At 62.1% G+C, this 21,216-nt stretch carries 20 protein-coding genes; 7 read left to right on the top strand and 13 right to left on the bottom strand.

Annotated features, from left to right (window positions below; translation table 11 throughout):
- Positions 1 to 16 precede the first annotated feature (16 nt).
- Complete coding sequence (locus tag ACMGE0_RS17025; RefSeq protein WP_436817060.1) at positions 17 to 1,027, bottom strand: LacI family DNA-binding transcriptional regulator; 1,011 nt, start codon at positions 1,025 to 1,027, stop codon at positions 17 to 19.
- Positions 1,028 to 1,233: 206 nt separating this feature from the next.
- On the opposite strand from ACMGE0_RS17025, the gene pepT reads away from it, so the two are divergent.
- Both pepT and ACMGE0_RS17015 read left to right on the top strand, forming a co-directional pair.
- Positions 1,234 to 2,469, top strand: a complete 1,236-nt coding sequence (gene pepT / locus ACMGE0_RS17020) for a peptidase T (RefSeq protein WP_436817059.1) — start codon at positions 1,234 to 1,236, stop codon at positions 2,467 to 2,469.
- Positions 2,470 to 2,627: 158 nt separating this feature from the next.
- The gene (locus ACMGE0_RS17015) at positions 2,628 to 4,229 is read left to right on the top strand and encodes an ABC-F family ATP-binding cassette domain-containing protein (RefSeq protein ID WP_436817058.1); all 1,602 of its coding nucleotides are present in this window, start codon (positions 2,628 to 2,630) and stop codon (positions 4,227 to 4,229) included.
- On the opposite strand, the gene ACMGE0_RS17010 is transcribed toward ACMGE0_RS17015, so the two are convergent.
- From ACMGE0_RS17010 to ACMGE0_RS16995, 4 genes are all read right to left on the bottom strand, one after another.
- Complete coding sequence (locus tag ACMGE0_RS17010; protein ID WP_436817057.1) at positions 4,207 to 4,767, bottom strand: isochorismatase family protein; 561 nt, start codon at positions 4,765 to 4,767, stop codon at positions 4,207 to 4,209. The two genes, ACMGE0_RS17015 and ACMGE0_RS17010, sit on opposite strands and share 23 nt — an antisense overlap.
- A gap of 125 nt (positions 4,768 to 4,892) precedes the next feature.
- On the bottom strand, positions 4,893 to 5,975 hold the full coding sequence (locus ACMGE0_RS17005; RefSeq protein WP_436817056.1) for an ABC transporter substrate-binding protein: 1,083 nt from the start codon (positions 5,973 to 5,975) through the stop codon (positions 4,893 to 4,895).
- Between the two features lie 34 nt (positions 5,976 to 6,009).
- A complete protein-coding gene (locus tag ACMGE0_RS17000; RefSeq protein WP_436817055.1) occupies positions 6,010 to 6,690 on the bottom strand; it encodes a TetR family transcriptional regulator C-terminal domain-containing protein in 681 nt (226 codons plus the stop codon).
- A 44-nt stretch (positions 6,691 to 6,734) separates the two neighbouring features.
- Positions 6,735 to 7,535, bottom strand: coding sequence for a class I SAM-dependent methyltransferase (locus tag ACMGE0_RS16995; RefSeq protein WP_436817054.1), 801 nt, complete (start codon positions 7,533 to 7,535; stop codon positions 6,735 to 6,737).
- Between the two features lie 141 nt (positions 7,536 to 7,676).
- On the opposite strand from ACMGE0_RS16995, the gene ACMGE0_RS16990 reads away from it, so the two are divergent.
- The 4 genes from ACMGE0_RS16990 to ACMGE0_RS16975 are packed head-to-tail and all read left to right on the top strand — an operon-like array spanning position 7,677 to position 12,307.
- A complete protein-coding gene (locus tag ACMGE0_RS16990) occupies positions 7,677 to 9,296 on the top strand; it encodes a phytoene desaturase family protein (RefSeq protein ID WP_436817053.1) in 1,620 nt (539 codons plus the stop codon).
- Complete coding sequence (locus ACMGE0_RS16985; protein ID WP_436817052.1) at positions 9,283 to 10,836, top strand: phytoene desaturase family protein; 1,554 nt, start codon at positions 9,283 to 9,285, stop codon at positions 10,834 to 10,836. Before ACMGE0_RS16990 ends, ACMGE0_RS16985 begins: the two co-directional genes overlap by 14 nt.
- Positions 10,833 to 12,053, top strand: a complete 1,221-nt coding sequence (locus ACMGE0_RS16980; RefSeq protein ID WP_436817051.1) for an aminomethyl transferase family protein — start codon at positions 10,833 to 10,835, stop codon at positions 12,051 to 12,053. The genes ACMGE0_RS16985 and ACMGE0_RS16980 overlap by 4 nt, the downstream gene beginning before the upstream one ends.
- Positions 12,054 to 12,061: 8 nt before the next feature.
- Positions 12,062 to 12,307, top strand: coding sequence for a hypothetical protein (locus ACMGE0_RS16975; protein WP_436817050.1), 246 nt, complete (start codon positions 12,062 to 12,064; stop codon positions 12,305 to 12,307).
- 9 nt (positions 12,308 to 12,316) lie between these two features.
- Here the strand turns inward: ACMGE0_RS16975 and ACMGE0_RS16970 are convergent, their stop codons facing one another.
- The 6 genes from ACMGE0_RS16970 to ACMGE0_RS16945 form a co-directional block, all read right to left on the bottom strand.
- Positions 12,317 to 13,096: an SDR family oxidoreductase gene (locus ACMGE0_RS16970; RefSeq protein ID WP_436817049.1), complete on the bottom strand. Its 780-nt coding sequence runs from the start codon at positions 13,094 to 13,096 to the stop codon at positions 12,317 to 12,319.
- A gap of 74 nt (positions 13,097 to 13,170) precedes the next feature.
- A complete protein-coding gene (locus ACMGE0_RS16965; RefSeq protein WP_436817048.1) occupies positions 13,171 to 13,587 on the bottom strand; it encodes an HD domain-containing protein in 417 nt (138 codons plus the stop codon).
- A gap of 60 nt (positions 13,588 to 13,647) precedes the next feature.
- A complete protein-coding gene (locus tag ACMGE0_RS16960) occupies positions 13,648 to 14,022 on the bottom strand; it encodes a GFA family protein (RefSeq protein ID WP_436817047.1) in 375 nt (124 codons plus the stop codon).
- 61 nt (positions 14,023 to 14,083) lie between these two features.
- Complete coding sequence (locus ACMGE0_RS16955) at positions 14,084 to 15,181, bottom strand: ABC transporter ATP-binding protein (protein ID WP_436817207.1); 1,098 nt, start codon at positions 15,179 to 15,181, stop codon at positions 14,084 to 14,086.
- 7 nt (positions 15,182 to 15,188) lie between these two features.
- The gene (locus ACMGE0_RS16950; RefSeq protein ID WP_436817046.1) at positions 15,189 to 16,010 is read right to left on the bottom strand and encodes an ABC transporter permease; all 822 of its coding nucleotides are present in this window, start codon (positions 16,008 to 16,010) and stop codon (positions 15,189 to 15,191) included.
- The gene (locus ACMGE0_RS16945; protein WP_436817045.1) at positions 16,007 to 16,927 is read right to left on the bottom strand and encodes an ABC transporter permease; all 921 of its coding nucleotides are present in this window, start codon (positions 16,925 to 16,927) and stop codon (positions 16,007 to 16,009) included. The genes ACMGE0_RS16950 and ACMGE0_RS16945 overlap by 4 nt, the downstream gene beginning before the upstream one ends.
- A 239-nt stretch (positions 16,928 to 17,166) precedes the next feature.
- On the opposite strand from ACMGE0_RS16945, the gene ACMGE0_RS16940 reads away from it, so the two are divergent.
- The gene (locus tag ACMGE0_RS16940) at positions 17,167 to 18,579 is read left to right on the top strand and encodes an aminotransferase (RefSeq protein ID WP_436817044.1); all 1,413 of its coding nucleotides are present in this window, start codon (positions 17,167 to 17,169) and stop codon (positions 18,577 to 18,579) included.
- A gap of 76 nt (positions 18,580 to 18,655) precedes the next feature.
- Here the strand turns inward: ACMGE0_RS16940 and ACMGE0_RS16935 are convergent, their stop codons facing one another.
- On the bottom strand, positions 18,656 to 19,756 hold the full coding sequence (locus ACMGE0_RS16935) for a methyl-accepting chemotaxis protein (RefSeq protein WP_436817043.1): 1,101 nt from the start codon (positions 19,754 to 19,756) through the stop codon (positions 18,656 to 18,658).
- 178 nt (positions 19,757 to 19,934) lie between these two features.
- On the bottom strand, positions 19,935 to 21,134 hold the full coding sequence (locus ACMGE0_RS16930; protein WP_436817042.1) for an aromatic ring-hydroxylating oxygenase subunit alpha: 1,200 nt from the start codon (positions 21,132 to 21,134) through the stop codon (positions 19,935 to 19,937).
- Positions 21,135 to 21,216: the final 82 nt, after the last annotated feature.

Here is a 21,216-nt window from a genome sequence, read left to right as displayed (position 1 = left end):
CTGAGATGCACTGCGGTTATGCCGCCACGGGTGGACGGCGATGGCTGTCGCGGTCGACGAATTCGATCGCATGAAGCTCCTGAAGCTGTTCTGCCGGTTCGCCGGCGATGGCGCGCAGCAGAAGCGTGGCAAAGCTCGCGCCGAGATTCTCGCCGGTCATGCGCATGGTGGAGAGCGGCGGACTGGTGAAGGCGCCCATCGGCAGGTCGTCGTGACCGATAATGCTGATCTGGTATCCGCCCTCGACCTCGCGTAGCGCCCGTAACGCTCCGATCGCCATTTCATCGGTGGCGCAGACCAGTGCCGTCGGGCGCGAAGGCTGACGCAGGAGTTCGAGAGCTGCCATGTATCCGCCCTGCTCGGTCGGCGCACCCTCCGCACAGAGGTCGGTCGCGAGGCCGCATTCCTCCATCGCCGCCTGCCAGCCCATGCGGCGCACATGAGCGAAATAGTATTCCTGCGGGCCGGCGATATGTCCGATCCGGCGATGGCCGGCCGCATGGAAACGCAGCGTCGCGGAGCGGAAGCCGGCAAAGCCGTCGCCGTCGATATAGGGGTGGGGAGCCAGGCTTTCCGTGCGGCCGTTGGTGACGAAGGGAATGCCTCGCGATTGCAGGAATTCCACACGTTCGTCGCGCCGCTTGGTTCGAACGAGCAGCATGGCATCGACGCGGCGGCCGTCGACGAAGCGACGGCAGATTTCGAGTTCGCTCTCGCCGCGCGGCACGGGTGCGATGACGAGATTGAGACCGGAGGCGGCCAGATGTTCGGCGCAGCCGGACAGCATGTCGAGGAAGTGGGGCGGGCCGATATGGCCGGGATCGCTCGGAAGAGTAACGGCAACCAGTTCGGCGCGCTGCTTGCGCAGCCTGCGCGCGGATGCGTTCGGCCGGTAGCCTGTCTTTTCGGCAGCCTCGCGGACCCGCTCGCGGGTGGCGGCGGAGACATCCGAATAGCCGTCGAGAGCACGGGAGACCGTGGTGATCGACAATCCGAGCGACTGCGCAAGCTGTTTGAGATTGGCCAAGATCTTCCTCCCGAATTACTTTCAAAGATTCTCCAAAACGTTTTGGGAGTCAAGCCAAAACGTTTTGGGGTCATTGCTGTCCTCGTTTCGATGAAAGGAGGAAGAAGGGTTGCTCGGCCGAAGGATTTTCCAAACACCCCATTCACGTGGCCGTTCTGCCTCGCTACAAATCTCAAGTTCCCGTTCTCAGATTTGGATCTTCAACCATGGCCGATAGCGTTACCGATCGTTTCCTGCGTTATGTCGTCATCGATACCCAGTCGAACGCAGCCTCGCCGACCCAGCCATCGACGGAAAAGCAGAAAAATCTCGGACGCCTGCTCACCAAGGAGTTGCTGGCGATCGGCGTCTCCGACGCGTATCTGGACGAACACGGCTATGTCTACGCCACCATTCCGGCGACGACTTCGAAGAACAATGTGCCGGTCATCTGCTTCTGCGCCCATATGGACACCGCGCCGGATTTTTCAGGCACCGACGTCAAACCGCAAGTGGTGAGGAACTACCGGGGTGGCGATATCCAGCTTCCCGGCGACAAAGCCCAAGTGATCCGCGCAGCCGATCACCCGGTGCTGAAGGACCTGATCGGCCATGACATCGTCACCTCCGATGGTACGACGCTGCTCGGCGCCGACGACAAGGCCGGCATCGCCGAGATCATGGCCGCGGCCGAATTCCTCATCAGCAACCCCGACATCAAGCATGGCGCGATCCGTATTCTCTTCACCACCGACGAGGAGATCGGGCGCGGCGTTGACAAGGTGGACCTGAAGAAGCTCGGCGCCGATTTCGGCTATACGATGGACGGCGGGACGACCGGCACGATCGAGGACGAGACCTTTTCCGCCGATGCCGTGGAGATTGTCATCAAGGGCGTCGCGATCCATCCGGGCTTCGCCTATGGCAAGATGGAAAACGCCATCCGCATTGCAGGCGCAATCATCGACCGGCTGCCGAAGGGCATGGCCCCCGAGACGACCAAAGACCGCGACGGCTTCATCCACCCGACCGGCCTTTCAGGAGTGATGGAGAAGGCGAATTTAAGCTTCATCATCCGCGACTTCACCGAAGAAGGCCTCAAAACCAAGGAAGAGCTGCTTAAGAGGATCACGCAAGAGGTGATGGCCGCCTATCCTGGCTCCAGCTACACTTTCACGGTAAAGGAGCAGTACCGGAACATGAAGCTGGTGCTCGACCAGCATCCGGAAATCGTTGATTATGCGATAGAGGCGATCCGCCGTGCCGGCATGGAGCCGGTGCGCGGCAGCATCCGCGGCGGCACCGACGGCTCGCGTCTTTCTTTCATGGGCCTTCCCTGTGCCAATATCTTCGCGGGCGGACATGCCTTCCATTCGCCGCTCGAATTCGTCAGCGGCCAGGACATGGAAAAGGCGGTGAAGACGATCGTCGAACTCGCCAAACTCTGGGAGGAGCGGGCTTAGGCGTGCGCGAGCGGACACAATGGATGCCGTTATCGCCTTGAATCGCACCCATTTCCCGCCTAAATTCCAGTCACCCGCAACACTCACAGGATGGTCGATCATGGATTTCACCCCGATTGCAACGCCGCTTCGCATTGCCATTGGGGAACTTCGTATCCATGCCTGCCTCCATCACCCTTTCCGATCTTTCTGGGTCCACGCCTGACGGCCGGCCGCTCTTTTCAAATCTCAATCTCAGCTTCGGTCCCGAACGCGCCGGCCTTGTCGGCCGCAATGGCGTCGGCAAGACGACGCTGCTGAGGGTCATCACCGGCGAGCTGTCGCCGACGTCCGGCACGGTCTCCGTCTCAGGCATGGTGGGCGTGTTGCACCAGAGCGTGCAGATATCACCCGGCGAAACCATTGCCGATCTGTTCGGCGCCCGGGAGGCGCTTGGTCTGCTCGCCCGCGCCGAGCGAGGGGAGGCAACGGCCGATGAAATCGCCTCTGCCGACTGGACGCTTGAAATCCGCATGGCGGAAGCTTTGGCCCGCTCCGGGCTTGCAGCCGATGCGGAGACACCACTCGTAGCCCTCTCCGGCGGACAGCGAACCCGTGCCGCACTTGCGGCGCTGATCTTCGCCGAGCCCGATTTCCTGATTCTCGATGAACCGACCAACAACCTTGACCGTGACGGCAGACGCGCGGTGATCGATCTGCTGGCCGGCTGGAGGGGCGGTGCGATCATCGTCAGCCACGACCGCGAACTGCTGGACACCGTGGATGCCATTGTCGAACTGACCACGCTCGGAGCGATGCGCTATGGCGGCAACTGGAACCACTACCGCGAACGCAAGGCGCTGGAACTCGCCTCTGCTGAAAATAATCTCGCAGATGCCGAAAAGCGGGTGGCGGAGGTGAACCGCACAGCGCAGGAGACGGTGGAGCGCAAGGCACGCCGCGACAGCGTCGGGAAGAAGAAGGCCGCGCGAGGCGACATGCCGCGCATCGTCGCCGGCGGCCTGAAGCGCAAGGCGGAGAATACCAGCGGAGAAAATGCCCGGCTCGCGGAACGCCGCCGTGCCCAGGCGTTGGAAGAGGCGGCTGAGGCGCGTCAGAAGATCGAGATCCTACAGCCGCTTTCGGTCACCTTGCCGCCGACAGGCCTGCCGGTAAACAGGGTTGTGCTCAGGATGGATAACGTCACGGCCGGTTACGCGCCGGACAGCCCGGTCCTGCGCGACCTTTCCTTCGAGATCACAGGACCGGAGCGGATTGCCGCCACCGGACCTAACGGATCGGGCAAGACGACGCTGCTCTCGCTCGTGACCGGCGCATTGCAGCCTTTCTCCGGGTCGGTACGCGTGGCGGTCAAATCCGCCATGCTGGACCAGCGCGTCAGCCTGCTCGAGCCAGGACTGTCGATCCGCGACAATTTCAAGCGGCTCAATCCCCGGGCTGACGAGAATGCCTGCCGCGCCGCGCTCGCCCGCTTCATGTTCCGTGCCGATGCGGCCCTGCAGGTCGTCGGCACGCTCTCCGGCGGACAAATGCTGCGGGCCGGCTTGGCTTGTGTGCTCGGCGGGCCGGAGCCTCCGTCGCTGCTCATTCTCGACGAGCCGACCAACCATCTGGATATCGCCTCCATCGCGGCCGTGGAAGCGGGATTGCGCGCCTATGATGGCGCCCTGCTGGTGGTCAGCCACGACGAGGTGTTTCTCAAGGAGATCGGCGTCACCCGCCGGCTGGAGCTAGGTGTCAGCCAGCGGGAGGGCCGGTGAGCGCCTCGGTCGTCACCAGGTTGACGCCAGCCTCGGCGAATTGCGCATTGTATCGGTTGATGATCGCGGGCGCTGCTTCGTCCGGCTGGTCGAGCGTGCTGTGGGCGTCCGAAACGACGGTGACTTTCAGCCCGTTCGAGAGGGCGCCCTTCACCGTCGCGGCGATGCAGAAATCCGTCTGGGCGCCGAGCAGCACGACCTCCGGCGCACCTTGCTCCTCGACCCATTTCCCAAGCTCGGGATTGCTGAAGGCATCGCCGACCTTTTTGGAGAAGATCGGTTCGTCCGCGGCCTGGCCGAGCGCCGGCCAGACGGGCCAGCCCGGTTCTCCCGGCGCCAGCGGATCGCCCGCCGGCCCGTCATGGCGGATGAAGGCGACCTTCCGGCCATCCCGCCGCGCCCAGTCGATCACTTTCCGCGCGCGCTCCGTCAGGCGGTCGGCATCGTGGAGCGGCGGTTCGACGATGCCGTCGAACATGCCGGTCTGGAGATCAACGACGATAACGGGAGCGGCCCCGATAGGTTTTTCCTGAGACATGACGGAACTCCTGCGGATAAAAGATGGCCATGCCTATCTTATGCGCGCGGATCGGACATATTCAACTGCGCGCGTCGCCGAAAGCGGTAAAGCGACAGCGCCGGCCGTCGCTTATGTGAAAGGGATCAATACCCCGATTTGATCTTCTCGAATTCCGCGATCATCTTCTGGCGCAGTTCGGTGGGCATCGGCGCCTGGAAGAGCGTGTTGGACACGAACTTGTCGATATCGGCATAACCCTTGTCGGCGAGGATCTTGGGATCGACGGCCGCCATGCCCTTGGCATTCGCGTGGCCATAACCCCAGCTCTCGACCATATAGGCGCTGATGGCCGGATCAGTGATCGCGTTGAGGAAGTCGTATTGCGCGGCCGCATCGCCTTCGCCGCCTTTCAACCGCACGTAGCCGCAGACCCAGGTGGAAAGCCCTTCGGCCGTATCCTTCTTCATCGCCACCGGCACGTTGTCGGCGGCGAGTGTGGTGGCCGTCTCGTTCCAGGCCCAGGCGAGGTCCACTTCGCCGCCCGCCATCGCCTGGCTGATGTCCGTATTGTCGGTCCAGTAGAGCCGGACGTTCTTGTGCACCTGGCGCAGGAAGTCGGAAGCCTGTTTGAACTGATCGTCGGTCATCGCCGTCCAGTCCTTGAGCCCGATCGCCAGCGCCGCCAGCGCATAGGCGTCGTCGACATTGTCGCCGATCGAAATGCGGTCCTTGAATTTCGGGTCGGCGAAAGCTTTCAGGGAGGCGGCTTCCTCCGGCTTCACCTTGTCGGTCCGATAGGTCAAAACCGTATTGCCCCATTCGAAGGGCAGGAAATCGGCCTTTCCGTCCGCCCCGCTCATCAGCCCTTTCATGGCTTTGATACCCGGTAGGATATCGTTCCAGCTCGCCAGCTTCGCCGTGTCAAGCGGTTCCAGCAGGCCGGCCTCGCGCCATTTAACGACGCTTTGCGAGCAGGGATGGGCAAGATCCGCCCTGAAGCCGGAACGCAGCTTCTGGAAGGCCTCCTCCTCGTCGCCGAAGAACGAGAACTCCGGTTCGGAGCCGTATTTTTCCGTATAGGCCGGATGAAAGGCGGGGTCTTCGTAGCCGGACCAGTCGAAGACGGTGATACCGTCGGCGGAAAGGACCGGAAGAGCTGTCGCAGAAAGGAGCGAGGCGACAAGCGCCGCGCGCGTGAAATGCCGAAATGCCAATGCCGAAGTCATCGCGATCTCCTCATCCGATTGTGCAGGCTGTTCCCTATCTCGTTGTTGGACCCTCCCGGGTCATATGCGTGGGGAAGGCCGCGACGACGTATTCGATCGCCGCCTGCAAGGCGGCCTCGCGGGTGAGCCCGTCGCTCATCATCAGCCGCCACCAGAGGCCTTCCATCATGGCGCAGAGCGCCAGCGTCACCGCCTTCGCCTCGAAATCGTAACCGGCCTCCGCCTTCATCTCGGACACGAGACCTTCGAAGATTTCCTGGTAACGGGCGTCACGTGCACCGCAGAGTGCCTGATAGGTGGGGCGCGATTTCGCCTCGCCCCAGAAGGCGCACCAGGCGGCGAGCTTGCGCTTGGTGGTGATCTTGCGGTCGAAATCTGCGGCCACCAGCGCCCAGAGTTTCGCCGCCGCCGAAGGGCCGGCCTTTTCCAGCGCGGTCATCCAATGGTCGGCATATTCGTCCGCCATGTATTGCAACGTGGCGACGAGCAGCTTCTCCTTGCTTTCGAAATGGAAGTTGACGATGCCGCGCGACAACCCCGCGCCATCGGCCACATCCGCCATGGTCGTTTCGGCATAGCCGCGTTTGGCAAGCGAATCGATCGTTGCCTCGATGAGCTGCTGCCGGCGGATTTCCTTGGAGGCCTTGCGGCTGCGCCTTTCCGCTTCACCGGCCCGGGTTTCATTGACCGGCGTGTCCTCCGGGACGACTTTCATGTTCCCCACCCCTTCATCGTTCCTAAGGTCGAGAAGCATGCGATTCACTCCCGCGGACCCGGTTTGTAGCCGCGAAGATGAGTGGGATTATGCTCTCCGCTGTCAAGGACCTTCTGCATGGCGGCCCAGGTGCGGATGTTCTTCTTCACATAGGCCTCGCCGACGGCCGCGGTCGCCGCTTGGTAAAGCGGGCCTTTCAGCCTTTCGAGCTCGCCGCGCGCCACCTCGCGATACCAGCCGTTGCGGTTGGCGGCGCAAGCGTTTTCGAACCCCGCCGCGCGCATGGCGGAGAGATAGCGGGCGGACGAGGCCATGCCGAAGCTCAGGCCCTCGGCATCGAGATAATCGAGCATCTCTGCGGAAGGGGGATCGTCATGGCCGATCAGCCAGTCGGAGGCGGCTAAGACGCCGCCCGGCCTCAGCACCCGGAAGATTTCGGAGAATATCCGTTCCTTGTCCGGCACATGCACGAGCGCGTCCTTGGAGAAGACGAAATCGAAGCTCTCGTCCGCGAAGGGCAAAGGACTGCCGGGCGGCGCCTGCACGAAGCCGACCCGATCGCCAAACCCGCCGGCTTCCGCCGCCTGCCGGGCCTTTTCGATCACGGGTTTTTCCATGTCGAAACCGGTCAAGCGAGCTGGTGAATAGGTCCTGGCGATATGGAGCGTAATGCCGCCCGCGCCGCAGCCGATATCGAGCCCCGTCTTGCCCTCGAGGTCGAGGTCCGCGAGCACGCGGTCGACCTCTTCGGGTCCGCCTGGAGAAAGATAACCCTCTCCCCAGATCACCTCCAGGAAGCGGATCGCCTTCTCGTCATATTCCGGTTCGCGGACCTCGGCTTCCACTATTCCGTCCTATCCATCCGACATGGAAATGTTAGCGCGAAATCAGCGGATTGCAATATACTTGCTGAATGTTCATTCAAAATATCTGGACAGATTTCCGCTTTCCATGCGAATTTCATGCGAGCATGCATGGGGGGCCGCATGAAAAGATATGATGTGGTGATGATCGGGGGAGGGCATAACGGCCTCGTTGCCGCCTGTTATCTACAGCGGGCCGGTCTCGACGTCGTCGTGCTCGAAAAGAACGACTGGGTCGGCGGCGCAGCCACCAGCCGCGAGATGACGCCCGGCTTTACCTATTCCAACTGTTCCTATGTCTGCTCGCTTTTCCGGCCGGAGATCATGCGCGATCTCGAACTGCCGAAACACGGCCTGCAGGTGATCTCCTACGAAGGCGGGGCGGTCTTCACCCGGGACGGCGATTATCTTGCCTCCTATCGCGACCACGACAGCCACCGCCGGGAATTCGCCCGCTGGTCGAAGCGCGACGCGGAAGCCTATGACCGCTACGCCCGCGACGTGACGAAGCAGTGCCGCTTCATCCAGCCGCTTTTGATGCGCACCGCACCCGATCCGTTCTCCTTCCGGCCACGAGACATTTCCGAGCTCCTTTATCTCGCAAAGAAGTTCGGAGAATTCACGCCTTCGGAAATGGCACAGACCCTGCGCTTCTGGACCATGTCTATTTCCGATTTCCTTAACGAATATTTCGAGACGGACGTCATCAAGGCCTCTCTGGCTCTGTCCGGCATTATCGGCACGGCGCTCGGGCCGATGTCGCCCGGCACGGCCTATGTGCTGCTGCACCACTACATGGGGGAGGTGGATGGTTCGGTCGGTGCCTGGGGTTATGCACGTGGCGGCATGGGCGCCATTTCCAAAGCGCTCGCCTCTTCTTTCCAGGCTTGGGGCGGCACGATCCGCATCGGTGCGGATGTCGAAAAGGTGCTGACCCGGAATGGCGAAGCGACAGGCGTCGTGCTTTGCGGCGGCGAAGAAGTGGCTGGTAAACTCGTCGTCTCCAACGCCGACGTCAAACGCACGTTCCTAAAGCTCGTCGATCAACACGACCTCCCGGCTGCGTTTCTCCACCGGGTGAAACATTTCAAGATGCGCGGCTCGTCCGGCAAGCTCAACATCGCGCTCGACAGCCTGCCGGACTTCCCCGCGTTGCCGGCAGGCTCCTCCTGCATCCGCGGCGACCTGCATTTCACGGATTCGGTCGAGCGCATGGAGCGTGCCTACGACGACTGGAAGGCCGGGCGCTGGTCCGCCGATCCGTTCGTGGACATGATGATCCCCACTCAGCTCGACCCCACGATGGCTCCGCCTGGCAAGCACTTCATGAGCTGCTTCGTGCAATATTGCCCGCCGAAAGTCGAAGGCCTTGACTGGACCGATGCCGACCGGGACGCCTTTGCCAAAACCGTGGTCAGCCAGATCGCCGGCTATTCACCCGGTTTCCGCGAGCGGATCGTGCATATGGAAGTGCGCACGCCGCGCGAGATCGAGGAGGAAGTCGGCCTCACCGAAGGCAATATCTTCCAGGGAGAGCTCACCTTCGACCAGCTGCTCTTCAACCGGCCGATACCTGGATACGCGCAACATCGCAGCCCTGTGAGGGGCCTTTATCTCTGCGGCTCCTCCACCCATCCAGGCGGCGGCGTGATGGGCGCGCCGGGCCGCAATGCGGCGGCCGAAATCCTGCGCGACCTGAGACTTGGCACGAAACATATGAGCCCGGCCCATGACGTCATTTGACGCAATCGTCGTCGGCGGCGGCCATAACGGGCTGACCGCAGCCACGCTTCTCGGGAGAAGCGGCCGCAAGGTGCTGCTGCTGGAAGCGGCGGACAATGTCGGCGGAGCTTTGCGTGGCTATGAATTTCATCCCGGTTTCCGCTCGGGCGGCCTCGCGCATATCATCAACCGGCTCGATCCCGACGTCGCGAAGCTGATCGGACTGGAAGCCGAGCCTGCCGAGATGTTGCCGACCGTGACGCTTTCCGAGATCGGCACACCGGCCGTGCTGCGCGGCGCCTATGGCGAGCGGATCGACGGCGTGACGGCGGCAGAAGCCGTCCGCTTCTGCGAACTTCGCGAAAAGCTGCTCTTCCAGGCAGGCATATTGAAGCGATTCCTGAAACGGAGGCCGCCCAGGATCGGTACCGTCACGACGGACGACATCGCGTCCTTTGCCTCGGCCGGCTGGAGCGTGATCCGCAAGGGCCGCGAAGAAGGGCGCGATTTCCTGCGCATGCTTTTGATGAACATCGCGGATGTCGCCGACGAATACCTTACCGACGACCGATTGAAAGGGCTCGTCGCTTTCGACGCGACGCTTGGCATCCATCTCGGTCCCCGTTCGCCCACCTCGCTGCTCGGGCTCCATTACCGATTGACCGGCGAGGCAGGTGGCGCCGCCGGCGCGCAATTCATGCCTCGGGGGGGCATGGGCGCGCTGGCGGCTGCTTTCGAAAAGGCAGCCGTGAAGGCAGGCGTCACGATCCGTACCGGCGCGTCCGTCGCTCGTATCCTCACGGATCGCAGCGAAGCAAAGGGTATTGCGCTGGCCGACGGCGAGGAGATTTTCGCGCCGGTCGTCGTCTCCGCCATCCATCCGCAAACGACCTTCCTTGCCCTCCTCGATGTGGCCGAACTGGGCACCGGCTTCGTGCGCGCGGTGCGGAACATCCGCTCGAAGGGCAATGTCGCGCGGCTCGACCTGGCACTTGACCGGGTGCCGCAATTCACCGGCCTCTCTCTGGAGGACCTTCGGGGAAGGTTGGTGATCGCCCGCTCCATCGACCACGTGGAAAACGCCTTCAACCCGGCGAAATACGGCGAATTTTCCGAGGATCCGGTAATGGAGATCATGCTTCCCAGCCGCACTGATCCGTCGCTTGCACCTGCCGGCGCCGCTACGCTTTCAGCACTTGTGCAGTTCGCCCCCTATCAGCTCAAGGCAGGGTGGGAGGCCGGCAAGCCTCGTTTGGTGAAGGTCGTGCTCGATCTGCTGGAACTCTATGCGCCGGGCATCGGCAGTTCCCTCGTCGGTTCGAGCCTGATGACGCCCACCGATATAGAAGCCCGCTATCACATGCCCGGCGGGCATTGGCATCATGGCGAGCTGCAGGCCGATCAGCTGTTCGTCAACCGGCCGGTCAATGCGGCTTCCGGATATTCGACGCCGCTGAAGGGGTTTTATCTCGCGAGTGCCGGTTCCCATCCCGGCGGCGGCATTTCCTGCCTGCCGGGATTTCTGGCCGCGCAAAGCATCCTTGCGGGAGAACGCAGATGACGCCGGAGCTTGCAATCCGCCTTGCCGGCCAGAAGCACATTGCCACGCCGCGGCTCGAAACGCCTTTCCATCCGCGGCTTAAGGAGCTCTCGGAAACCAACGACTGGTACACCTGGGCTGGCTACAAGGCGCCGCATTCGATCTTCGACACAGAGCTCGAGTATTTCTGCATCCGTTCGCAGGCCGCCCTGTTCGACATCTCGCCCATGGTGAAATACCGCATCACCGGCCCGGATGCGGAACGCTATCTCAACCGGCTGACGCTGCGGGACGTGCGCAAGCTCGCCGCCGGGCGCGTGCAGTACACGGCCTGGTGCGACGACCACGGCCATGTGCTGGACGACGGTACGCTTTTCCGACTGGGTACCGAGGATTTCCGCCTGTGCTGCCAAGAGCGGCATCTGCCGTGGCTGCTCGACAGCGCCGTTGGTTTTTCGGTGAAGGTGGAAGAGGAGACCGAGGCCGTTGCTGGCCTTGCACTACAGGGACCGACGAGTTTCTCGGTATTGCAGGCAGCCGGTTTTGCCGGCGTGGAGGCGCTCAAACCCTTCCAACTCGCACGCTTTCCGCATGAAGACGCAGAGGGGACTATCTCGCGCACCGGCTTCACCGGCGATCTCGGCTACGAGCTGTTCGTGCCGACTGGCAAGGCCTTGTCGCTCTGGGACCGGTTGTGGGCAGCAGGCCAGATCCATGGTTTGAAGGCGGTCGGCTACGACGCGCTCAACCGCGCTCGGATCGAAGCGGGCTTCATCGTCGCGAATGCCGATTTTGTCACCGCCGAAGGCGCGCTTCGGGCAAACCGCAAGCGGATGCCCGACGAGATCGGCCTCGGCTGGCTGGTGGATACGGAAAAGCCTTTTTTCAACGGACGCGATGCGATCCTCGGGGCACGGGAAAAGAGGACGTTGAAACACATCCTCGTCGGGCTGGAGATCGAGGGCAATATCCCCGCCGAGCACGCGATCGTCTATCACCGGGGCAAGCGCGAAGTGGGGCTGGTGACGGCGGCGATCTGGTCGCCGCTCGCCAAGCGCAACATCGCCATCGCCAGTTTTGAACGGCCGTTCGGCGAACGCATCGCCGACGATTTCTGGGTGGAGATCTACGCGATACGCGAGCTGCAATATCAGAAGCTGATGAAGCGGGCGAAGATCGTGCCCCGGCCTTTCGTCAGGCTCGATCGCCGGGCGGTCACGCCGCCGGGGCGGTTTTGAGGCATGTCATGGATCCCGAAACCCGCCGCCAATGGCAACTGATCAACTTGGCCCCGGGTGTCGAGTGGTCCGGACGGGCGCGATATGCCGCGGCCATGTATTTCTACCACTGCGGCGAGATGGACGCCGAGACGCTGGAAATCTATCGGCTCTGTTCGCGGCTTGACGACGAGGATCCGATCGATGCGCTGAAACAATATCGCATCGGCGCTGCCTGGGTGGCGCGGATCGAAGCCGGGCGCAAACCTGCCTGAGCAGGCAGCCTACCTCAGGAGTCCCTGACCGCCATCGACATAGATCGGGGTACCCGTCACATGCCGGGAGCGATCGGAGGCGAGGAACAGGATAACCTCCGCCACATCTTCGCTTTCGCCCGCCCTGCCGCCGGTGATAGGGATGTCGCCTTTCGGGAATTTCACCGGAACGGCCGTATCCCTCTCTCCCCGCAGGGTGGTATTGTCATTGATGCTCGTGTCGATCGCCCCGGGGCAGACCGCATTCACCCGGATCTTGTGCCTGCCGAGCTCCAGCGCGAGCTGCTGGACGATCGCCACCTGCGCCGCCTTGCTCGCCACATAGGCCGTCGCGCCTGGGGTATTGAAGGTACGGTTGCCGTTGATCGAGGAAACCACGATCACAGAGCCGCCCTGCTTCTTCAGATGCGGCACTGCGGCATGGAAGGTGAGATAGGTACCGCGCAGGTTGACCGCGATCGTCTTGTCGAACTCTTCCGGCTTCAGGTCGTCGATCGGCGCCCAGACGCCGTTGATGCCGGCATTTGCAACAACGATATCGAGTCGCCCGAATTTCTCGGCGAGCCGGCCGACGGCCTCGCGCATCTGTGCCTCGTCGGAGACATCCGTTTCCAACACCAAGGCCTCGCCACCGGCCTCCCTTATCTCCATCGCGGTCTTGTCGATCTCGTCTTTCGTATGGCCGAGCACGCCCACTTTGGCGCCTTCGCCCGCGAGCCTCAACGCCGCCGCCTTGCCGATGCCCGAACCTGCGCCGGTTACCAGAGCAACCCGAGATTTGAGTTCCATAAGCCCATCCTGTCGTCTGACGCAGCTCTCTGCTGCGCGGAACCGAACGGAGGAGCAGGCTACAGGGTTCCGGCTCAGCCGGGATATTCCTGATCGAGGATGCGCAGGCCTTCGGCGAATTTCGAAAAGTCACCACCCATCTGACGCATCTGAGCAAGATTGTCGGTCAGATCGGCGCGCTTCACCGGCCGGGCGAGGGGGTTCCTGATCGAGCGGCGGACGAAATCGAAATAGTCTTCGCCGTCGCGCTTGCTCATCGCATCGACAGCCTCGACGGCCGCTTCCGGAAAACCTTCCTCCCGCAGCCGGTCGAGGGTCCAGCCGGGGCCCTTCTCGACCACGTCATGCAGCCAGGCGACCAGCTTCTCGTCCTCGCCGGATACGTTCTCCGCCACGCGCCGCACATGGTCGATGAACGGTCCACCGGTCTTCGACGACTGTCCCTCATGCGCCAGCGTGGCGATGGCGATCGCTTTTTCGAGCAAATCCATGGCATGAATCTCCTAGAATATCGAAGGCACCTTATACCGGCGGCACTGAACGGCAATGCTTCACGTCCGATCCTCCTCAAACTGCGGCACGGGCAGCGGGCGCAGCCAGTTTTCCCGTCGCTTCACCCAGATCTCATAGATGGGCTCAAGATCGGTCGGAGCCATGTCGAGCGAGCCGACGCGGATTTCCATCTCGTCGCCCTCGCTCTCGTTGAAGACACGTGATCCGCATTCCGGGCAGAACCCGCGGCCGTGGAAATATTTGACCTCACCGCTGCTTTCGAACGCGTGGCGTGGCCATATGCCGAATGTGGTGAAGCTCGAGCCGCTCTCCTTGCGGCAGTCGGCGCAATGGCAGAGCCCTATCCTCAACGGCGCGTCCTTCACGCTGTATTTGACCTTGCCGCAGAGGCAGCTTCCGGACCGGATGATCATGATCTCTCCTCCTTGCCCGCCCGCGACAGGCAGTTAGGGCGGAGGAAGCGGCTGCCAAGACCTACTGTACCCGCTCCACCGGTGGGTCGTCCGCGAGAAGCACGAAGGCGTCGGGATCGTAAGCCAGACGGATGTCTGCGCCGATCGGCAAGTCATCGGCTCCGTGCGTATTGGTCTCGATCATCGAGAGCGGCTTTTCCAACCCCTCGACACCGACTAGCAGATGGGTCGTCTCGCCGAAATAGGCCCGGTTCACCACCTTGCCGGTCAGCTCGTGCGGCGCACGCTCGTCGTCCCAGAGCAGCCGCAGCCGTTCCGGCCTGATACCAACCGTCGCCCGCGCACCGATCTCGATCCGCTCCTCCGGCATGGTCAACGTCAATGTGCCGAACTTTTCCGTCTCGACGGCCAATCCGGCACCTGTCTGCGCGATCGTCCGGCCGCTGAGGAAATTCATGCCCCCGAGGAAATCGGCGACGAGCCTGGTGCGCGGATGCTGGTAGATCTCCTTCGGGGTCGCGACCTGCGCGATCCGTCCGCCGAACATCACCGCGATCCGGTCGGAGAGCGCCAGCGCCTCGTACTGGTCGTGGGTGACGAGCACGAAGGTGATGCCGACCGCCTTCTGCAGCGAGCGCAGCTCCACCTGCATTTCCTCGCGCAGCTTCTTGTCGAGGGCGGACAAGGGTTCGTCCAGCAGCAGCACTTTCGGACGCAGGACAAGAGCCCGGGCGAGCGCCACGCGCTGCCGCTGGCCGCCGGAGAGCTCATGGCCGCGCCTTTTGCCGAGATGACCGAGCCGCACCTGCTCGAGCGCGGCGCCGACCCGCCGGCGCTCCTCCTCCGCTCCAAGCCTAAGCCGCTTCAGCCCATAGGCGACATTCTCCTCGACATTCAGATGCGGGAAGATCGCATAGCTCTGGAAAACCATGTTGGTCGGGCGGAGGTTGGGTGGCACGCCGATGGCAGAATGCCCATCGATGCGGATATCGCCGGAACTGGGATTGTCAAAGCCGGCGATGGAGCGCAGCAGCGTGGTCTTGCCACAGCCGGAGGGGCCAAGAAGCGCGAAGAATTCACCGGGACCGATATTGAGCGAGACATCCGACAGCGCCTTGTAGATGCCGTAGAATTTGTTGACCCGGTCGATTTCGATCATCGGCGTGTCAGGCATGCGCATAGCCTCCGGTGGCATAACGGCGTTCGGCGCGGCGGCGCACGGTTTCGGCAATGGTCAGCAACAGGATCGAGATGACCAGCATGATCGTGCCGAGCGCCAGGACGCCGGGCAGTTTCGCGGCGAAGCGGAGCTGACCCCAGATATAGACCGGCAGCGTCGGCTCGGTGCCGGAGAGAAAGAAGGCGAGGATGAATTCGTCGAGAGAGATGGTGAAGGAAACGAGCAGGCTCGACAGGATCGCCGGCGCCACGACCGGCAGCGTGACGCGCCGGAACGTGCCGAAGGCGGTCTCGCCGAGGTCGAGCGAGGCCTCCTCGAGACTGCGGTCGAAGCCCTCGAAACCGGCGGTCAGTACCGACATGCAATAGGGCAGGCAGAAGACCGTCTGGCCGAGAATGACGGTCGCCAGCGACAAGTCCATGCCGGCCGCCAGCACGACCATCAGCAGCGACACGGCGACGATGATTTCCGGCAGGAAGAGCGGCGCCATGATGAGCCCGTTCGCTGCCCGCCGGCCGCGGAAGCGATAGCGGGTGATGGCACGCGCCGCGCAGATGCCGAGCAATGTGGAAAGCACCGAGACGCAGACCCCGACGATGAGGCTGTTCATCGCCGCCCTTAGCATTTCGCCATTGCCCCAGAGCGACACGTACCATTTGGTCGTGAAGCCCGCGAGCGGGAAGGTGGTCGCCGCCGCATTGTTGAACGAGAAGACCGGCAGCAGCAGGATCGGCAGGTAGAGGAACAGGAAGTAGAGAGCCACGTAGCCGGGCAACAGGCGGGATTTTCCAGAGCCGCCGGTGTTCATCGGATTTTCCTCACGACGAGTTTCAGCGCCAGCACGGTCAGTCCTGCCATGGCCGAGACCACGACCATGGTGGTTACGGATAGCGCCGCGCCGAGCGGCCAGTTGGCGCCCTTGCCGAACTGCGCCTGGATGGCGGTCGCGATCATCACGCCGTCCTTGCCGCCGACGAGTTTCGGCGTGACGTAATCGCCGACGGTGGGGATCATGACGATCAGCAGCGCCGAGATGACGCCGGGCAGCGACAGCGGCAACACCACCCGCACGAAGCTCATCAGCCTGGTGTCGCCGAGATCGCGCGCCGCCTCGATCAGCGAACGATCGATCTTTTCGAGCGAGACGAAAATGGGCAGGATGGCGAAGGCCGCCCAGCTATGCACCAGCGTGATCACCACCGCATTGGAATTGTAAAGCAGCGAAGCGATCGGTTGGTCGGTGATGCCGGCCGACATGAGGCCGGTGTTCAAGACGCCCTGATAACCGAGGATCACCTTCCAGGACATGACGCGCAAGAGATAGCTCGTCCAGCAGGGCACGGTGATCAAGAAGAGCCAGAGGTTCTTGTGCCGCCCGCCGTGGAAGGAAATGAACCAGGCGATCGGGTAGGAGATCGCCACGGTCACCAGGCTGACGACAAGCGAGATGACCAGCGAACGGCCGAGCAGGTCCTGGTACATCGGCTCGAAAAGTGCTGTGCGGTAGTTTTCGAGCGTCAGGGCACGATCGATCGTGAGATAGTCCTGCGACCAGAAGCTATAGGCGAAGACGATAAGGATGGGCAGGGCCAGCAGGGAGACAGCGTAGAGCAGCGTCGGTGAGATCAGCGCCAGTCCGCTCGCCTCCTCGCTGGCCCACCATCGTGGTCGCGGGGGCTCTGGCGGGGCCAGCTCGGCCGGCGCGTGGCTTGCTGCGATCGCCATCAGCAGGCCTCCGCGCAAAACGCGCTACGGCGACAATCATATTGAAGCAGCCGTCTCATCCCAGTTTTCCTCGGGGCGTTTGGCCCTTTGTCGTTCCCTCAAGGAGATGAGCGCAAAAACGGATTGAACGCAAGGAGTATTTCTGCCATATTGATTGAACGGACATTCAAAATAATTGAATTATAGAATTTATATCATGTGCTTAATGAATTCATCGAAATTTTTGTGAGGAGCAGGAAATGGCGGCGAAACGTGATCCGGCGAAAATCGCGGCTCTGGAAGAGGACGCGTTGACCGCAACCGCCAGAGCTCATCTGGTGCAGCCCTGGCCGGTCGCGGGATCGATCGGTGCGGAAGTGCGTGGCGGTATTGCCGCCGGTGACGGCATCTATGTCACAGATCAGGAGGGGAGGCGGCTGATCGACGGCCCGGCCGGTATGTGGTGCACCAATGTCGGCCATCGCTCCGAACCCATCGCCCGCGTGCTTTACGAACAGGCGATGGCGCTCTCCTACAATTCGCCCTGGTATACGACGAGCGAACCTTCGGTAAGGCTGGCGGAACGGCTGGCGGCCCATGCTCCGGGCGACCTCAAGCACGTCTTCTATACGACCGGCGGCTCTTCCGCAGTCGAGACGGCGTTGCGCTTCATGCAGTTTTCCAACAATGTCCGCGGCCGGCCGGAGAAGAAGCTGATCGTGTCACGCCAGGGCGGTTATCACGGCTCTACCTATCTTTCCGCCTCGCTCAATGGCCGCCCCCGCGACCACGACTGGATGGACAATGCCTCGGATCAGGTCGTGAGGCTGTCCTGTCCCAACCCCTTCCGCCGGCCGACCGGCATGAACGTGCCGCAGTTCTGCGATTTCCTGGTGGACGAGTTCAAGAAAGCGATCGAAAGGCATGGAGCAGATCGTATCGGCGCCTTCATCGCCGAGCCGGTCATGGCATCGGGCGGTGTGATTGTCCCCCCGGACGGTTACCTCAAACGCATGCGAAAACTCTGCGCCGAAAATGACATCCTGTTCATCGCCGACGAGGTGGTGACCGCCTTCGGCAGGCTGGGTCATGTTTTCGCTTCCAAGGACGTGTTCGACATCGAGCCGGACATGATCACCTTCGCCAAGGGCGTGACCTCGGGTTACTTTCCGCTCGGCGGCGTGATGATCTCCTCGCGGCTCCTCGAACAGCTCCGTGCTTCGAACCACTCGGAAGCGATGTTCGCGCATGGGCTCACCTATTCGAGCCATCCGATCGGCTGCGCGGTAGCGCTGAAGAATCTCGACCTGCTGGAAGATGGGCTGCTCGCCCATACCCGGGAGATCGCCCCCTATTTCCAGGCGCAGTTGAAGACGCTGGAGGACCTGCCGCTGGTCGGCGAGGTGCGCGGGCTCGGGCTGATGGCCTGCGTCGAATGCGTCGCGGACCGCGAAAGCAACAATCCGCTGGCACTCGACATTGAAGTGGGCAAGCGCATCGACGCCCACTGCCAACGCCTTGGCCTGCTGGTTCGCCCGCTCATCCACATGTGCGTCATGTCTCCGCCGCTGACGATTACGCGCAGTCAGATCGACGACCTCGTCTCGATCCTCAGGCAGGGGATCAGGCTGACGATGGACGAGCTGGTGCGGGAGAGGCTGTGGCGGGGGTAAGGAGCAATCTCGCAAGCGACGATAATTCGGTTCACGCAAGGGCGAAGACAACCCGATGCCGCTGCGGCAGAACTGCTCACCTGATGTTCAACGCCGCCTTGATGGCCGGATCACTTTCGGTCTGCTGGACTACCACGCCGTGCCAGCCGAGCCCGTCGTAATCCTCGTAGCCCAGGGTTTTCGCGAAGGCGACGATGCAGCCATTGTTGTCGTAATAGCTGCCGCAAGCCTCGCTTCCCTGCTTTGCGAGCATGAAATGGGTAAAGAGCCGCGCCGGGTCGGTGGAGGCGATGACCCGGCTGTTGCCGTCGAGCAGCATCACGGTCGTCCTGTCGGCCACCTGCGGCGGCAGGTTGGCTTCCTTTTCGACGATCGCGTGGCCTTGGTTCTGCCAATCGAAATAGACGCCGAGCGTCCCCAGTAGCCTGCCGTCGAGCTTGCCGCCCTCGCGGATGCCGGTTGCATAGACGAGCGCATGATGGTTGTCGTGCGGCGGGCTCGGCTTCACCTCGTCGACAATGTATTCGTCGCCGGACTGGCAGCGGCCGGCGGCGGTGAACCACGGATCGCCGGCAAGCGACGTGCCGATCAGCTTGCGCTGGAAGCGCGGATTGGCCGACGCGATCACCTTGCCGGAAAGATCGGTCATGACGAGGTCGAGATAGACCGTGTAGAAGCGGTTGATGACGCCAAGCCGCTCGGCAGCGAAGGCGGCCCTTTCCGCGCTCGGCTCTTCAAGAGCCTGCCAAAGGGCAGTGTCGGTCGCCCACCAGCGGACGTCGGCGGTGCGTTCGAAAAGATTGCGGACGATGAGCTGCACCAGGGTCTGGGCGAGATCGGTCAGCCGCACGCCTTCCATTTCGGTCATCAGCGAATCCGCCATGGCACGGCTGAGACCGATGCGGCCCAGCACATTGCTTTCGAACTTTCCGGCGATATCGCCGGCAATCTGGGCCAGACGCTGCACCTCATTGGCGACAACGGCGAATCCCTTGCCCATCTCGCCGGCCCGGGCCGCCTCAATCAGCGCATTGATGGCCAGAAGCCTGATCTGCTTCACGACCAGCGTGTTGTCCAAGCTGAAACGTTCGAGATCCTTCCCGATCGCTTCCGTCAGAATGCGCATGGATCGGGGAGTGGCGGCCTGCTGCTGTTTTTCTGCCTCGACGGGAATCATGTTTAAATTGTCCTGAAGGAATCGGCCACATCAGAAATTGGTCGCCAATAAAACAGGATAAGCTAAGCATTATTTGGTTTTCAGCCGGTTAACGTCTCAGCACTTCGGCGGGAAACCTTGAATTTCATCAAGGCCTAATTTTCTCATGACTTGGCCTACCTCGGCACCGCACGAGAGATTACTTGTGCCCCGTCATATGTGCATTCGTCGCCGCCATATCCTTCTCCTCCGGGGGCTCATCGAGCGTCATGACCGGCAACGCGGCCCTGAGATGATCATGATGGGTGCGCACACCATATTCGAGGTCGGAGAGATAGAAGCCATTGAAGGCTTTCGATGTCATGGATTCATTCGACCAGATGGTGAGCTGCACGTCTTCCGCCTGCGTGTCCCGGTCGATGCGGAAGGAGAGATAGCGGGCAAGCCGCTGTGCGCGGCTTTCTTGCGCATAGCGGTAGATGGCGCCGCGAAGCATGGTCCGGTCCCGTGAGATCGGAAATTCCTGGTAGAATTGCATGGTCTCCGGCGTGACGGCGATCACTGCGTTGGGGAAAAGGCCGTAATAGATCCAGGCCTTTTTCAGGTACTGCGGCAGATGCACCGGATCGGGCGCGAGTTTCATGTAGTTCCTCACGCTCCAGCGCCGCCCGGCGTAAGGGTTATAGGTCGCGAATGACCGGCACACACCCTTGACGAAAGGTTCGTCGAAATAGGTCGAGCCGTAGAGATCCTGCAGTGCCGGATGCGCCATGGCGACATGGTAGCCCTCGTTGTCGACGTCGCGAACGGATTTCCAGTTGACCGGCGTTTCCTGGGTCCAGATGCCCTTGCTCGGCACCAGATCGGGCGTGCGGTAGTGGGAAAGCTCCTTTTCGAAAGGCCGCATCAGCTCGGCGACGGAAGGTTGCGGCCCTTTCCGGAAGCGGAGGAAAACGAAGCCCATCCAGATTTCCAGCTCCAGCGGCTCCAATGCGAATTCGTGCTTGTCGAGCGGCGGAAAGCTCTGGGGACGGGCAGGACCCCGAAGGGTGCCGTCGAGATTGTAGACCCAGCCATGGAAGGGACAGACCAGCGCGCCCTTGCAATGGCCCATTTCGTTTGTCACCAGCCGCGAGCCGCGATGGCGGCAGATATTCTGGAAGGCGCGGAGCCGGCCACTCTTGTCGCGGAGGATAAGCGCCCGCTCGCCGACCACATCCATGGTGAGATAGTCGCCTGGTTCCGCCACGTCGGAGATATGACAGGCGATCTGCCAGTGATTGCGGAAGACGTGGTCTTTTTCGAGCTCCAGAAGCGCATCCGAATGGTAGCACCAGCCCGGCAGCCCGCGCCGGTCCCAGTCGTTCGGAATCGAGGTGTCCCGGACATGTTCGTTCATGACACAGCTCTTTATTTGCTGAACGTTCATTCAATATAATCACAAAATCGAAATTTTGGAAAGGCTCTAGCTTCACCTTCCG

It is taken from the genome of Neorhizobium descurainiae (assembly GCF_051400715.1).
Lineage (GTDB): Bacteria > Pseudomonadota > Alphaproteobacteria > Rhizobiales > Rhizobiaceae > Neorhizobium.
The sequence above is the reverse complement of the archived record's forward strand: the minus strand, read 5'-3'. Positions and strand labels throughout refer to the sequence as shown.

What these genes read in the sequence shown, in the direction of transcription:
- ACMGE0_RS16930 (WP_436817042.1), bottom strand. Translation starts at nt 21,134, where the DNA reads ATGAACGAACATGTCCGGGACACCTCGATTCCGAACGACTGGGACCGG.
- ACMGE0_RS16955 (WP_436817207.1), bottom strand. Translation starts at nt 15,181, where the DNA reads ATGATCGAAATCGACCGGGTCAACAAATTCTACGGCATCTACAAGGCG.
- ACMGE0_RS16935 (WP_436817043.1), bottom strand. Translation starts at nt 19,756, where the DNA reads ATGATTCCCGTCGAGGCAGAAAAACAGCAGCAGGCCGCCACTCCCCGA.
- ACMGE0_RS16985 (WP_436817052.1), top strand. Translation starts at nt 9,283, where the DNA reads ATGACGTCATTTGACGCAATCGTCGTCGGCGGCGGCCATAACGGGCTG.
- ACMGE0_RS16990 (WP_436817053.1), top strand. Translation starts at nt 7,677, where the DNA reads ATGAAAAGATATGATGTGGTGATGATCGGGGGAGGGCATAACGGCCTC.
- ACMGE0_RS17010 (WP_436817057.1), bottom strand. Translation starts at nt 4,767, where the DNA reads ATGTCTCAGGAAAAACCTATCGGGGCCGCTCCCGTTATCGTCGTTGAT.
- ACMGE0_RS16950 (WP_436817046.1), bottom strand. Translation starts at nt 16,010, where the DNA reads ATGAACACCGGCGGCTCTGGAAAATCCCGCCTGTTGCCCGGCTACGTG.
- ACMGE0_RS17000 (WP_436817055.1), bottom strand. Translation starts at nt 6,690, where the DNA reads ATGAAAGTCGTCCCGGAGGACACGCCGGTCAATGAAACCCGGGCCGGT.
- ACMGE0_RS16960 (WP_436817047.1), bottom strand. Translation starts at nt 14,022, where the DNA reads ATGATCATCCGGTCCGGAAGCTGCCTCTGCGGCAAGGTCAAATACAGC.
- ACMGE0_RS16975 (WP_436817050.1), top strand. Translation starts at nt 12,062, where the DNA reads ATGGATCCCGAAACCCGCCGCCAATGGCAACTGATCAACTTGGCCCCG.
- ACMGE0_RS16940 (WP_436817044.1), top strand. Translation starts at nt 17,167, where the DNA reads ATGGCGGCGAAACGTGATCCGGCGAAAATCGCGGCTCTGGAAGAGGAC.
- ACMGE0_RS16980 (WP_436817051.1), top strand. Translation starts at nt 10,833, where the DNA reads ATGACGCCGGAGCTTGCAATCCGCCTTGCCGGCCAGAAGCACATTGCC.
- ACMGE0_RS17015 (WP_436817058.1), top strand. Translation starts at nt 2,628, where the DNA reads ATGCCTGCCTCCATCACCCTTTCCGATCTTTCTGGGTCCACGCCTGAC.
- pepT (WP_436817059.1), top strand. Translation starts at nt 1,234, where the DNA reads ATGGCCGATAGCGTTACCGATCGTTTCCTGCGTTATGTCGTCATCGAT.
- ACMGE0_RS16965 (WP_436817048.1), bottom strand. Translation starts at nt 13,587, where the DNA reads ATGGATTTGCTCGAAAAAGCGATCGCCATCGCCACGCTGGCGCATGAG.
- ACMGE0_RS16945 (WP_436817045.1), bottom strand. Translation starts at nt 16,927, where the DNA reads ATGGCGATCGCAGCAAGCCACGCGCCGGCCGAGCTGGCCCCGCCAGAG.
- ACMGE0_RS16970 (WP_436817049.1), bottom strand. Translation starts at nt 13,096, where the DNA reads ATGGAACTCAAATCTCGGGTTGCTCTGGTAACCGGCGCAGGTTCGGGC.
- ACMGE0_RS17005 (WP_436817056.1), bottom strand. Translation starts at nt 5,975, where the DNA reads ATGACTTCGGCATTGGCATTTCGGCATTTCACGCGCGCGGCGCTTGTC.